This is a genomic window from Coleofasciculus chthonoplastes PCC 7420 (assembly GCF_000155555.1).
GTDB lineage: Bacteria > Cyanobacteriota > Cyanobacteriia > Cyanobacteriales > Coleofasciculaceae > Coleofasciculus > Coleofasciculus chthonoplastes_A.
On sequence record NZ_DS989881.1, the window covers coordinates 22568 to 35999 of the forward strand.

The 13432-nt window shown below is 46.9% G+C and carries 13 protein-coding genes; 5 read left to right on the forward strand and 8 right to left on the reverse strand.

All coding sequences use genetic code 11. The features are described from left to right. Nucleotides 1–56: 56 nt before the first annotated feature. Nucleotides 57–638 (forward strand): chemotaxis protein CheW, encoded by a 582-nt coding sequence (locus tag MC7420_RS33710; RefSeq protein WP_006106361.1) that lies wholly within the window; start codon nt 57–59, stop codon nt 636–638. A 141-nt stretch (nt 639–779) separates the two neighbouring features. Here the strand turns inward: MC7420_RS33710 and tnpA are convergent, their stop codons facing one another. Then, entirely contained in the window at nt 780–1175 is a 396-nt protein-coding gene (tnpA, locus tag MC7420_RS33715) for an IS200/IS605 family transposase (RefSeq protein WP_044211242.1), read from the reverse strand. A gap of 57 nt (nt 1176–1232) precedes the next feature. Between tnpA and MC7420_RS33720 the strand changes: the two genes are divergently transcribed. Then, nucleotides 1233–2438, forward strand: a complete 1206-nt coding sequence (locus MC7420_RS33720; protein WP_006106339.1) for an RNA-guided endonuclease InsQ/TnpB family protein — start codon at nt 1233–1235, stop codon at nt 2436–2438. 176 nt (nt 2439–2614) lie between these two features. Here MC7420_RS33720 and MC7420_RS33725 read toward each other — a convergent pair whose 3' ends face one another. Next, nucleotides 2615–3061, reverse strand: a complete 447-nt coding sequence (locus MC7420_RS33725; protein WP_006106336.1) for a hypothetical protein — start codon at nt 3059–3061, stop codon at nt 2615–2617. An 89-nt stretch (nt 3062–3150) separates the two neighbouring features. Continuing rightward, nucleotides 3151–6612, reverse strand: a complete 3462-nt coding sequence (locus tag MC7420_RS33730) for a plasmid replication protein, CyRepA1 family (protein WP_052307589.1) — start codon at nt 6610–6612, stop codon at nt 3151–3153. Between the two features lie 697 nt (nt 6613–7309). Between MC7420_RS33730 and MC7420_RS33735 the strand changes: the two genes are divergently transcribed. Both MC7420_RS33735 and MC7420_RS33740 read left to right on the forward strand, forming a co-directional pair. Beyond that, nucleotides 7310–7789 carry a MerR family transcriptional regulator gene (locus tag MC7420_RS33735; RefSeq protein WP_232231847.1) on the forward strand — a complete coding sequence of 160 codons (480 nt, stop codon included), beginning with the start codon at nt 7310–7312 and terminating at the stop codon, nt 7787–7789. 128 nt (nt 7790–7917) lie between these two features. After that, the gene (locus MC7420_RS33740; RefSeq protein ID WP_006106334.1) at nt 7918–8163 is read left to right on the forward strand and encodes a hypothetical protein; all 246 of its coding nucleotides are present in this window, start codon (nt 7918–7920) and stop codon (nt 8161–8163) included. Between the two features lie 3 nt (nt 8164–8166). On the opposite strand, the gene MC7420_RS33745 is transcribed toward MC7420_RS33740, so the two are convergent. Then, a complete protein-coding gene (locus MC7420_RS33745; protein WP_006106385.1) occupies nt 8167–10011 on the reverse strand; it encodes a pentapeptide repeat-containing protein in 1845 nt (614 codons plus the stop codon). Nucleotides 10012–10038: 27 nt separating this feature from the next. After that, the gene (locus tag MC7420_RS38800; protein ID WP_006106353.1) at nt 10039–10917 is read right to left on the reverse strand and encodes a hypothetical protein; all 879 of its coding nucleotides are present in this window, start codon (nt 10915–10917) and stop codon (nt 10039–10041) included. Nucleotides 10918–10936: 19 nt separating this feature from the next. On the opposite strand from MC7420_RS38800, the gene MC7420_RS43680 reads away from it, so the two are divergent. After that, nucleotides 10937–11068, forward strand: coding sequence for a hypothetical protein (locus MC7420_RS43680; protein ID WP_006106368.1), 132 nt, complete (start codon nt 10937–10939; stop codon nt 11066–11068). A gap of 194 nt (nt 11069–11262) precedes the next feature. Here MC7420_RS43680 and MC7420_RS33755 read toward each other — a convergent pair whose 3' ends face one another. The 3 genes from MC7420_RS33755 to MC7420_RS33765 form a co-directional block, all read right to left on the reverse strand. Continuing rightward, nucleotides 11263–11709, reverse strand: coding sequence for a hypothetical protein (locus tag MC7420_RS33755; RefSeq protein WP_006106346.1), 447 nt, complete (start codon nt 11707–11709; stop codon nt 11263–11265). Next, the gene (locus tag MC7420_RS33760; protein WP_006106381.1) at nt 11706–12347 is read right to left on the reverse strand and encodes an AAA family ATPase; all 642 of its coding nucleotides are present in this window, start codon (nt 12345–12347) and stop codon (nt 11706–11708) included. The genes MC7420_RS33755 and MC7420_RS33760 overlap by 4 nt, the downstream gene beginning before the upstream one ends. A gap of 376 nt (nt 12348–12723) precedes the next feature. Further along, a partial coding sequence (locus MC7420_RS33765; protein ID WP_006106365.1) for a photosynthetic reaction center protein occupies nt 12724–13432 on the reverse strand: 709 nt, incomplete at its 5' end.

The window sequence follows — 13432 nt, forward strand, 5'->3', positions numbered from 1 at the left end:
TTGACTCTTCACGACTTTCTTTCGGCATGAGTTTTGAGTTTTGATTTTTGAATTATATGGCTGTTTTTTCTCCGCTTTCTTCCCGACGATCTACCAATCGTAAGCCTCAACCGACTCAACAGTTAATTGTTTTTAGCCTTTATACGGAAGGCTTTGCGTTGCCGATTCGAGCTGTGCAAAAAGTGATTCCTCGGGGCAAAATTTATGGCGCACCTCAGGGGGGAGCTGTGGGGTTAACGCTTTATCAAGACCAAGAGTTACTGGTGATTGATGTAGACCATCGGATTTTTAAGAGGGCTGAACTGCCAAATTTATCGCTCAGTTCTAGTCAGGAGGAGGCGGCGGAATCTGCCAGGACAGTATCGGTGAAATGGGAGGATGATACTGAACAACGTTACCTGCTGATTGTGCAGAACCGAGCTGGCAAAATTGTGGGGTTACCGATTGATTCGCCGCCTTCGTTACAGCGTGTTCCTGAGTCAGCGTTTAAGCCGTTAACGGCGGATTATATGGCTCAGGGGAATCTTCGCTGTGTGAGTGCTTTGGTGAGGCAAAATCCAGAAGACTCGCCGCTATTTTTGCTCAATCCGGAGCAGTTGATTCAGTCTCAACAGACTTTGTTGCCGGGAGGCAATTGAGGTTACCCTATGAACAAATTTCCTCAGTGATTGAGTTAAAACCCAAAAGTCGGAAAAGGGCGTTATAGAAACGCCGTAAAACCCACATCCTTTTAGGTGTGGGATATAAGGCGGGTCATCGGAGGTACGGAGATGACCAAACTATCTGGTCTTCTGATTTTCAATGTAACGCTTAACCGTCTCACTACTGACATTTCCCGCCGTTGAACAAAAAAAGCTTCTAGTCCACATACTTGGAAGCTTTTTTAAATGGGGGAATTCGTCTCTTAATTTGTAAGCTGTTGCTCCTTTGAGTCGATGCATAATGTTTGACGGCGCCACCGTGGGAGGGCAGTTAAGGAATAGATGAACATGGTCAGGCATCACCTCCAAGGCAATAATCTGACAATCTAGCTCTATAGCTTTTGCTCTTAGTAATTCCTCGAATCTTTGAGCCACTTGACCTACAAGCACAGGCTTGCGGCGTCTTGGTATCCAGACAAAGTGATAGTTGATCAACGTAACTGACGTGTTGGCGTGACGATAATCTTGTCCCATTGGTCTTGACAAATGGTCTTTAGACCAATATTTTAGACAAGAGGGAGGAAAAACGCAATGCTGGTTCTCGAATATAAAGTCAAGGCAAAACCACAGCAATACAAAGCTATTGACGAAGCTATCAAAACGGTGCAGTTCATTCGCAACAAAGCAATTCGCTATTGGATGGATGCACCCAAGGATGCTAAAATCAATCGGTTCGCTTTAAATAAATATTCGACAGAACTACGCAATGAGTTTGCCTTTGTCAAAGACCTAAACTCAATGGCGGTACAAGCGGCTACTGAGAGAGCTTGGCTTGCTATTGCTCGGTTTTACGATAATTGCAAGTCGAAAAAACCTGGAAAGAAAGGTTTTCCTAGATTTCAGAAAAACAACCGTTCAGTGGAGTACAAAACTAGCGGATGGAAGCTTCATTCCACAAAGCGACGCATTACTATTACCGACAAGAAAGGTATTGGTGAACTCAAGCTTTTAGGGAAGTGGGATATTCACACTTACTCAGTTAAGTCGATCAAGCGAGTTCGTTTAGTGCGTCGCGCTGATGGGTATTACTGTCAGTTTTCTGTAGATGCTGAATGTGTTGATATTCAGTCACCTACAGGTCAAGAAATTGGTTTAGATGTCGGTTTGGAGTATTTCTATACTGACTCAAACGGACACCATGAACCTAACCCAAAGTTTCTCAGGAAAGCCGAATCTAGCATAAAACACGCTCAGCGTTGCATCTACAAGAAAATTAAAGGTTCGTCAGGACGCCGTAAGGCAAGGAGCCAATATTCCAGAAAACACTTAAGAGTAAGTAGGCAACGTACCGAACACGCTAAGAGACTGGCGCGTCACGTTTGCAAGTTTAACGACTTAGTAGCCTATGAAGACTTAAGGGTAGCAAATTTACTCAAAAATCACTGTCTGGCAAAGTCGATAGCTGATGCTAGTTGGTATCAGTTCAGACAGTGGTTAGAACACTTTGCTAAAAAGTTGGGAAGACTGGCTATTGCCGTTCCACCCCAGTATACAAGCCAGGAATGTAGTCAGTGTAAGGTAATTGTGAAAAAGTCCCTTAGCACCAGGACTCACGTTTGTTTGTGTGGGTTGATTCTGCAAAGAGATTGGAATGCGGCTATCAATATTTTGCTCAAGGCAAAATCTAGGGATGGGCAATCCCGAAGTAACGCTACAGGAGTTGGAGCCTCTACGCTACTTGGCGCAAGCCTGGTAGAGCAAGTTCTGACGATGAATGTAGAATCCCACGCGCTTTAAGCCGTGGGAGTGTCAACCCACTACGTCATATATTGGAATCGTAAAAAAATTTTTTCCGCTCCTATTTTTCACCTCACCGGAAAAATTCATTGATAATCTTTACTAACTGCTCACAGTGAAAGTTGAGCTTGTTGACAGGTGATGCACCAGAATTTTGACCAGCTCAAACTGAACTATCACATTTCTCCTCTGGCTGCCAGATCCGCAGCACAATCCCTGATAAAGATCCTTTCTTCTAGAGTCCTATTCAACAAGTTAGCCATTTCTTTAGGGGTCATGTTAGTTGCCTCGTTGATTAAGAAGTCATAGAAGCTTTGTCTGGAGGCAAATGAGACGGGAGGATTGCAAGTCAAAACCGTGAGAAATAACACTGTTGTAACCTTCAGATAATCCTCTTCACTTCGAGCATCAAAACCCGCCCAATCGGGTGACGACACTATTTCATTAATTTTCTTGACAAAGAAATCTTTCCAGTTCACATCTTTTAACTCTATTCGCCACAACTCGATGCCTAGCAAAACAGCCAAAAGTATAACCTCAGTCATTGTATCTTGAAGCTCAACTGTTGGCTTAGGCTTGCCATAATGAGGGTCTAATTTCTTGCGTCTTTTTGCTTCCCCCATAACACCTCCTAAAACTTGGAAACTTGGAAGATAGGACGATGGATCGCATCCTCCGCGCAGTGCCAGTTCACTCCCCGCTGTCTTTTACCTTATGCCAATCCTGGCTCCCAATATCGGATCACTGCCCGTCGTTCTCGATCTAAGAACCGAACCGCCCTCCTGAAAGCTTCAGTGGAAGGGATAGTCTGGCGCAGGATATCGAACAAAGCCTTGCCCTCCCGACAACAAATCTTGAGCAAGCCTACCAGATCCTGGACTGATTCAGGTTCAAGGAATGGGTCTAAGGCTACCTCTAGGAGGGTTACAGATGCATCCCCCTCAAACCATGCTGCTAAGGTCTGGCGACGGGGATAATTATCAAGGAGTGCGATCGCATCCTCTACTGTCTCATCCTCATAGCCTCTGATAGCCTCCCAGAACTGACCGAAAGACTCAACCCGCGCTAGGGATGCCATTAGGCGCTCGACCTGCGACGGCTCCCCCATGGGTATGGTTGGGGTGTCTGGCGTAGTGTCCTTGAGATTGGTGTCAATGGTGTCAATGGAATTCTGATCAGTAATAGTATTATTAGGAAATGATTGACACGGGGATTGACACTCTCTGGACTCAGATGCCTCTCTTGCCGCTTCCTTTGCCGCGTCTCGTAATAGCCATGCCTGGAACACTTCATCACGTCCATCGGGTAACGGGATAGCTTGCCCGCTGTCATCCTTGATGAGTTTCCCCATGCAGTCCACCTCAAAGAAAGCCGCCGCAGCACCATAAATCAGTTGCCTATCACCCCTACTACCCTCTCGCCTCAGTTGGGGGAACTTGTACCCAATCAGTTTTAATAGCTTCTGTGCGATCGCCATTGGAGACTCAGATAAACCTATATTGATGCCCAGTATGGATTTTATGGCGAAGCGATTAGCCTTACAATAATCTGCGATCGCTTGTAACTCGGAATCATTTTGGGGGAATTCCCTTTTCTCTAGGAGTTTGTCAAAGCCAATTAAATACAATACGGCAATCTTGACCCCTAGCAGCTTTTGATTAAAGTCGGGTTTGAATATCGACCCCTCACCTTCATCAAGCATTTTTTGAGCGGCTGCTTTATCCCTGGCTGACAGATGTTCCCTTCCTATACTATAGAAATAATGAAGCTGTAAAAGTCGGTACCATCCAGAATCGTCCTTCTCTATTAGCTCCGGGCTAATATTCACCCCGTAGCGGCGCGTCAATTCTGCCTTCCGGTACTTTTCCCGCTCCTGTTTGGTCAAAGAGCGTTGCTCTTTGAGTTTCAGGTAGGTTTTGTCGTCAATATCTGGGGCGGTGGATACGCGATCGCGATATTCCTGATAATTCTGCTCTTTATTCTCTGCTACCGCTTCCTTGACTGCTTTAATCTCTTCCTTTTTTCCGGCGGCTGATACCTTAATGATATTATGCCCCTCCTCTTGTAGTTTGGCTTCTATGGAGGCTCGATAAGCTTTCATCTCCAGATTGATTCGAGCCGCGAATTTAGCCCAAGTCTGCAGTGATTGAGGCTGGAAATTAGTATCGATACTATCGGTAAAATCAGCCTGGGTGAGCAGATTGATGTTAGCTTTTGTTATTTTATGTTCGCTCTTTAGGATTGAATTGATATCAGTTGCTCCGTTACCAACCCAGCCAAACCCCGTACTTTTAGCCCAAATATACCTAGGGACATTAGGACGATACCTTGCCAAGGTTTGACACACAGAATTGACAGGTTGATGCCCTGGTCCTATGGCCCATACTGAATCAAAGCCGTCGCACTCAATCGATACCCCAGTCTCTAAAGTTGGAGAAGCAATTACAACATCATAATTCGGTAAAATCTCATTGAGACGTTCGATACAGCCGAAAGCTGGGTGTTTTGGATCTGCCACGCTTTCGGCATCTATTCTCTGTATCTTCAAGTCGGGGAAGCGGCTAAGGAGTAGGGATTCAAGGTTCTGAGTGCCATATTTGGATTTAATCTTCTGGGAGCCTGTACAGATGAAAGGCTTACCACCATTGGCAATATGCTCTATCAAGTCCCCCACTAACTGATCTGGGGTATTCCCGCCATAAGAATACACATCCCAACCTTGAGGCGGCTTCCACTCATTGACGGCTATCCATTGGTTAACCTTGAAATCCACCAGGCTTTTGATAAAGTCGATTGAAACATCTGATAGATCAGCGTCACTCAGATAAATTCGCCCCCCAGTCGATAAAACTGTCTCTACTATCTCCTTAAGGGTTCGTAAGATGGCAACGCGATCACTCTGACAGGTTGAGCTATTGAGTAAATGCCAGATTGACTGCTCACATTCATCTAAAATTAGGTCGCACCCCTCAAAGTCTTCCGGGTTGATTTTAGCCTTTGAATTTGGGTGAAGTGAGTCAACACATAATCCAAAACCCCACAGACCAAAATCATCGCCTCTCTCTTCATCGATGTAACTGATACCCAGCTTTAAACACAGTTCACTGCCTAGCTGAATTCGATGCACCAATAAGAGAACTTTCTTCCCGCCATTCCTGATGATTGGTTTTACCTGTTTACCTAGCCAGAATGTTTTTCCCGTGCCTTTGGGAGCCTTTAAGCCTATTAATTGGGCATCGGCAGGAGGGCAAAAATCACCTAAGTATCGGCTATTAAGTTCGAGGTTTGGTGCGTAGGTTAGCTGGTTTAGTTGGGAAGCTTGCCAGATGGTGAGGTCGAAGGCATTTTCGATCGCCTGATCAAGCGCTTCGCCGCCACAGCCAACGATGAAATCATCAATCCCCTTGTAATGGGCATCCCATGAGATAATCTTGACGTGACATCCTGCTTTCTTAAGTAATGCGCCTGTAGCTGCGATCGCCTTATTAACCTTGCGTCGGGTTGACTGTTTGACATCCTGATCGAATGCCATTATAAATGAGCGATCGCGTTGGGCAAACTCTGCTAGTTCTGGGATGAGGTAGGTTTTCCCGATCTTTTCGTTGTACTTGTTTTTTGGGGTTCTCACGCCCGACCAGACACCGGGGACTGCTACAGCAACATACCCTTGAGATAACAGCGCCGCAGCTTTCTTGACACCCTCGGTAAGGACGATCGAGATTTGTGGGTGGTCTTTTACCCACTGCCAAAAGTCTAAATAGTTCCCGATGGGGATGTTATAACGATTGGCTATCCTCTGCCAGAGATGCCGTGGCATTTTGAGCCGGAAGATTTCCGTGGGGGAAGAGTGAGGATGTTCGTATTTGATCGGCTTCGTATGGTGTGGGTCGAAACGTGGGCGATCGGGTTTGAAGCATCCCCATTGACTATCCTCCGCGCCGCTGCACCACCAGCCACCGTGCCACCAGTTATTCCCGAATTGGCGATTCATCTTACGGGCAATGGCATCTGGGTGGACTTTGCCTGATTTCCAATTGTAAAGCAGGTATTCGTATGGGATCTGTCCTGATATGGATTCTAGGTTGAGGGCGGTCAACTCTGGATCAACAGCACTGCCTATCGTCCACTCGTCCCAATGCGCTTTTTGAATGTGTAGAGGGTGATTTTTTCCCATGATGCAAATTGCCTGATTGGTTGTGCAATCCAGGAAATTTGGGGTAACATGGGACTACAAATTGTTTGATTGGTTGTTCATGTCCCATGGACTCCAATTTCCTGGGAAACCAGTGCATATCAAAAATCTTGCACGATCTAGAATGCGCTGGTTTCTAGATTTTTTATTATTTTCACTACTTTACCGCGTCGCGATCCCTCCATTGCCAAAAATCGATTTAATGGGTTGCTGTCTATCGAAAGCAGAGGTTCTTTACTTTTCTTCCCATGTAAGTTTCCTGGTTGTGGAGGAAACTATATATAAGTATCCTCCCATTGGCTGTATCCTGTTAGCTGCATCCCGCTCACAGAAAGACACCGACGCTAGCGCGTCAGAGTCTTTCCTTATCTGGAGCTAACGCGGGGTAAAATAGCGATAGCTGGAACCTAGCAAAAACTCCGCCCTAGTTAGGAGTGGAGCGATAATGCCGAGGTACATGGACAAGCTTGCCCTTCACCACTTTGACGTGAGGGCGAACATACACCTTTTTGTTACCTTGTTTGGTTTTAGCCATAAAGCCTCCTTTTGAGGTATCAATTACAACGCATGGGTTAGGAGCTAGCTAACTCATGCTCTACCCATAATAACAAGTCTATTGATTTTTCGTATTTTTCATAAACTCATGCAAGGCGAGGGGTTAATCACACGCAAAGAGACAATGGAACTGACTGGAGCCACATCCAATCAGTTACAGTACTTTGAGCGTGTAAACCTCATTAAACCTACAAGAATTCTAAAGGAAAGACGAAAACGTCCAGATGTCTACTATAGTTGGACACAGCTACTTGAGATAAAAGCTATCTGCAAGCTCCGGCAAGAAACCTCACTCCAAACAATCAGGAAGATTCTGGACTTCCTTGAGGAGTACCAAATCAACAAGAGCCTTAGAGACAAGCAAATCGTTGTCATTGACGGAGAAGCCTTCTGGGTAAAACTAGACTGGTCAGATTTTGGCAGGCAAATATCAGCCCTCAAGGTTGCTGACAAGCACAACAAGGGTGTTGGTCAGTACACACTCATAGTGGTTCCTGCACTCAAAGACCTAGAACAAGAAATATGGGAAACCGCCAAACAGTCTAAAACCATCGATATAAAAAGCTTCACAAAAAGAACAGCACAAACAAAGAAGACTGCATAAAATTGCTTTTACTCATCATCTGGCTTAGTCCCTATCTGAGAACTTACGGAGTTAGCGCCAAGTGGCTCTCCGAACAGACAGGTTTGTCTCAGCAGACCATTTCCTATTTCAGGAAAGGTAGGCAGCCGATGACTACTGAAAACCTGGGTAAGCTTTTGATGAAATTATCGACTGAGGCAAGAGAATACTACTTCTCGCTAGTGCTTGGGGCATCTGTACCGAAGCGATCGCTCTCGTTTGAGGAAGAGATAGAAGAATTAATCGATAAGGCAGATCATGCCCAGATTGCCATCCTTCTCAGTATGCTCTCAGCCAAATTTTCCTCGCTCAGTAGTTCCTCAGATCTGTCCCAGGAAAAGGTTTTGTTGGGCTAGCGGCTAAGTATGAACTGTGCCATCGGGCATGATTGCCCCACTCAAAATCACTCCGTCTAAGTCAACCTGACTCAGGTCTACCCCCTTAAGCTTGGCTTCAGTCAGCTCTGCCCCATCCAAATTCGCTTGACTCAGATTGGCGTGGCTCAAGTTAGCACGCACTAAATTGGCTCCCAGTAAGTTAGCGCCTTCCAGATTAGCGGCTTCCAGGTTCGCCTGACTCAGATTGGCACCCCACAGATCTGCCTGACTCAGGTTCGCCTGACTCAAATTCGCCTGACTCAGGTCAGCTCCCCCTAAATCGGTTCCACTCAGATCTGCTTTTTTCAGGGACGCTCCAGGGGCAATCAAGTACGCACCGCCCTCGCTGGGGTCGAAACCTGAAGGAAATTGAGTCGCTTCGTTGTAAATGGCGGCTTTGACGCTGACACCATCCAGAGTGACATTGCTCAAAGAAGCCCCACATAGGTTGGTTTGACTTAGGTCAGCTCCCCTGAGATCCGCCTCACCCAGATTCACGCCAGAAAGTGATACTCTAGGGGCAATTAAGCACGCGCCACCCTTGAGCGGGTCGAAACCTGAAGGAAATTGAGTCGCTTCGTTATAAAGTGCGTCTTCAAGCTGGGTTCCCTCTAGAGTGGCATCTTGAAGATTGACGCCAAACAATTTTGCCTTCCTCAAATCAGCACCACTCAAATCCGCTCCCCTCAGGTCAGCTCCCCTCAGATTGACTCCCCCAAGTGACGCACCCGGAGCAATTAAGTACATCCCGGTTTCAGTTGGGTTAAACTCGACCGGAAATTGAGTCGCTTCGTTGTAGAGTGCGCCCATCCCGTTCACCTCTTGTAGGTTAGCCGAACTCAGATTAGCTCCCAATAGATTGGATTGTTTCAAGTCAGCTCCGGTTAAGTCAGCTTCCCGTAAATCTGCCTGCCACAAGTCGGCTCCACTGAGCGATGCTTCTTGTAAAGACGCGCCAATCAGTTCAGCGTCCCACAGAATGGCATTGGTTAATTTGGCTCCTCTCAAATTGGCATAAGCGAGTGAAATCCCAAATAAGTTTGCCCCGCTCAAGTCGGCGTCACTCAAATCGGCTTCACTCAAATCGGCACCACTGAGGTTGACTCCACTGAGGTTGACTCCAGCCAGTGACGCGCCAGGAGCAATGCAGTACGCTCCGGCTTCGGTTGGGTCAAAATCTTGGGGAAATTGAGTCGTTTCGTCGTAGAGTGCGCCTTTGATGTCAATCTCTAGAAGGGTAGCGTTTCGTAGATTAGCTCCTAATAGATTAGATTGTTTTAAGTCAGCTCTGGTTAAGTCAGCTCTGGTTAAGTCAGCGCCCATTAAACAGGCTTCGTTTAGATTCGCCTCCTGCAAAGAGGCTTCTCTCAAGTTAGTTTTCCATAGGTCAGCACGACTCAAATTCGCCCCGGTTAAGTTGGCGTTACTGAGGTCTACCCCACTCAGGTCAGCTTCGGGAAGTAAACTTTGAGGTGCAATTAAATAAGCCCCTGCTTTAACGGGGTCAAAATTGTCAGGAAACTGAGTGGTTTTGTTGTAAAGGGTGGTATGAAAGTTGGTTTTATGCAACAGTGCATTATGGAAGTTTGCTTCACTCAGATTGGCACCACAGAGTACGGCACGACTCAGGTTTGCTTCACTCAGATTGGCTCCCAATAAATCTGCCCCACTGAGGTTTGTACCTGTTAAGTTTGCCTTGCTGAGGTTGGCTCGCCACAACACGACTCGTTGCAGGTCTACTCCACTTAAGGAAGCTCCACTTAAGTCGGTTCCACTAAAATCCCGTTCCCCTTGTCTATATCTTTCTATTATTTCGTCAGCATTCATTTCAATAGAAATTAAAAATAATTGGTGTCAGGAAACGTCTGGCTCCAACGCCCATATTGCATAGCCTTTTTCCGTTTTCGTAATCACTGTTTTCTGAACGCTATTACCTAGCCGATTCAGTATTTCTAGTACCTTCTCCTTGTTTTTCTCTGCTCTCAAAAAGCTGTAGTATTGACCCTCAACGGCGATGGCAAATAAGCGTCGTTTTAAATGGGGTGTTTGAATCCGGCAGGTTTTGTACTGGTGGCGAGATTCTAGGATTTCACTTTCAATTGCGTCTAAAGAAAGAGTAGCAGATTGATTGGCGTGACGTGGTGTAAACTGAATCACCTTATTCCCTTCTGGCACTGGGGATAAGTCGGGTGCTTCTGACAGGACACTTAGCGCCCCTGTCGGATGAGGTAGAGTGGGTGGAGGCTGAACTAAGAGTGGCTCAGGTTCAACAGGTACGTCTGGCTCTTCTCCAACGGCTTCTGGAGGCGTTAGCAATGGACTGTCGAAACCTTCATCTGAAGGGGGTAGGTCTATTGCCGAAACTTCTGGTCGGTATTCGGGGTGGTCGAGGGGTTCGGGCTGAATTGGGGTTTCGGGTGAATTGGGCGGCGAATTGGATGATTCCTCTTCTTCAGTCGTTGATTCACTCCATTGATTCCACCGTCGAATCATTTCGACGGTAGCCATGCCAGCTCCCACGCTGACGACGATGGAGAATCCGATATAGGGAATGGCTACCTCTTTGTGATTGCCATCAAAAATCGGTTGAATTTCCCCACTATAAAAGGGGGAGAGTTCAATAATGACGGGTTCTTTCCCGATTAAAGCAAAGGGTACTGTCAATGTAGAAAAGACAGCACTGGAGATAAATACAGCCGGTAAGAGAATATTGCTGAGGGAATAACTGCTCATGATGCAATCTTGAGTGGCAATGAGCAAAGAAAAGCTTTTTGCTGATCTCTACTTTACCCAAGCTTTTCATGAGTTGTCCCTGTTAATCTGGATAACCTTGGTGCTGGAAGAGAAATTTCAATATGACCCGTTAGAACGCAACTTGGTATGATTTCGCGGGGAGGATGTCAAAGATATCAAGAAACAAAGGGCTTGCGTATCGATTCGGAGACTGAATTCTCACGGCGCAAACCCCGGTATGCCAATTTATTTCTCGGTGCCTAGATACAATTATCGTCTCTGTTCAATGATGCCTACATCAGCAATATTTCTTAATATGACTACGCGAATTGGCTGATTTGCTGGTTAATCACCCTCTAAATCTTTTAATGTCTCATCCAATAACACTCGCACAATCTCCGCCTTTTTCTTACCAGTCCTCGCGGCTAAGAGTGACAGCTTGCGGTGCATTGATATGGGCAAATCTACTGTAAAGCGTACTGTCGCCTCTTTGGAGGGGACTTGGAACTTATCCATCAGTCTAGACTGGGAGGGGAGTTTGACCCCCAAGGTTTTGGAGTTGTTCTCTGACATGGGTTCTGAGGTGGAAGGAGTGCTATCTGTGCTTGGTGCTTTACTCGAAGAGCGATCGCGTTTGGTGTCGCTCTTTCTGGGTGGGGTTTTGTCTTCTTTGGGTTGAGTGGGTGTCGGTTCCTGGGAAGCGTCTGGTGTGGTGTCTTTGGGGTTCTCACCATAGACAAACTGTTGTGCCAGGGTATCGGTAAGGGGCTTGCGATTTTTCTTTTGACTCATAGTGCCATAATTTCTTTGAACAATCGCTCATATTCCCGCGCTGACTCTTTGGCGGGGCGGCTGGGGAAGTCCCAGACGGTTGCGGACTGACCGGAGGTATCCGCGATCGCTTGTTTTTGATGAATCACTGTTTTGAGTAGGGTGACGTCTTTGGTTTGGCTCAAAAGCGCGATCGCCTCATCTTTGAGTTTGGTGCCTTTGACGGCTCGGGAGACAAACATCGCCGCCATGGGGGGACCGCCGCGAACGGACTGGGCTTGTTTGATTAACCGCACCGCATCAGACGCCGATCGCAAATCGACACCTGTGGGTTGGACGGGGACGATAGCCAGGACAGCGCGAAACAGAATGGCTCTGGTGGCTTCGGCTAAGGAGGCTGGACCATCGACAACGAGCTGGTCGTATTGTTGTTCTAGTTCTGGCAGGCGTTCGAGTAAGTCATCAGGAGTTTGCACCACTTTATAGGGAATGGACAATTCCATGCCAGCTAACCAGGCGGAGCTGGACTGCTGGGAATCGGCATCGACGAGCAGCACATTTTTTTTCTGTTTGGTAGCTAGCCAATGCGTGAAGTGAACGGCTGTGGTGGATTTGCCGCAACCGCCTTTTTGGTTCAAGAAGCCGATGATTTTGCTCACGAATGATTCTTAGAGTTAAGGCAAATAATGAATTAAGTGCGTAATTACTGCATTACTTAAGCTGTTAAGGCATTACTGCATTACTTACTGCATTACTTAAATTATTACTGCATTACTGCAAAATGTATAGCAAATCGCTAGGCGTGTATTTACAACTCCTGTACCTGAAACTGAGTCCAGATGAGATGTTCGTACAAACAAAGTGTAACTAGACCAGCGCGAAGCGCTATATCTACCAACGCCTGTCCTACGCCAATCCACACCAAAAAGCGCCCCCCCATTATGGGAGAGCGCTTTTTGAATTTTATTCAGTTGAGGTGACGCGATAATCGCATCTATTTACTTGCTCGTCGCGCCGCCTGCTTTCTTTTAATGATTAGCCGTTGATGCTAGGAGCAGTCAATGCGACCGGGGTGGTTTCACCAGCCGCCAAGTCTAAGGGGAAGTTGTGAGCGTTGCGCTCGTGCATAACTTCAAAACCTAAGTTGGCGCGGTTGAGTACGTCTGCCCAGGTGTTGACTACACGACCTTGGGAATCCAGGATTGACTGGTTAAAGTTGAATCCGTTGAGGTTGAAAGCCATGGTGCTGATACCCAGTGCTGTGAACCAGATACCAACCACGGGCCATGCACCTAAGAAGAAGTGCAGAGAACGGCTGTTGTTGAAGGAAGCATATTGGAAGATTAACCGACCAAAGTAGCCGTGAGCGGCAACGATGTTGTAGGTTTCTTCTTCTTGCCCGAACTTGTAGCCGTAGTTCTGGGATTCAACTTCGGTGGTTTCACGTACCAGAGAGCTGGTGACCAAGGAACCGTGCATGGCGCTGAACAAGGCACCGCCGAATACGCCAGCCACACCGAGCATGTGGAAGGGGTGCATCAGGATGTTGTGCTCAGCTTGGAACACGAACATGAAGTTGAAGGTTCCAGAGATGCCCAGAGGCATTCCATCGGAGAATGAACCTTGACCGATGGGGTAGATGAGGAACACGGCGGTGGCTGCTGCTACAGGTGCGCTGTAAGCTACGCAGATCCAAGGACGCATACCTAAGCGGTAGGAGAGTTCCCACTCACGACCCATGTAG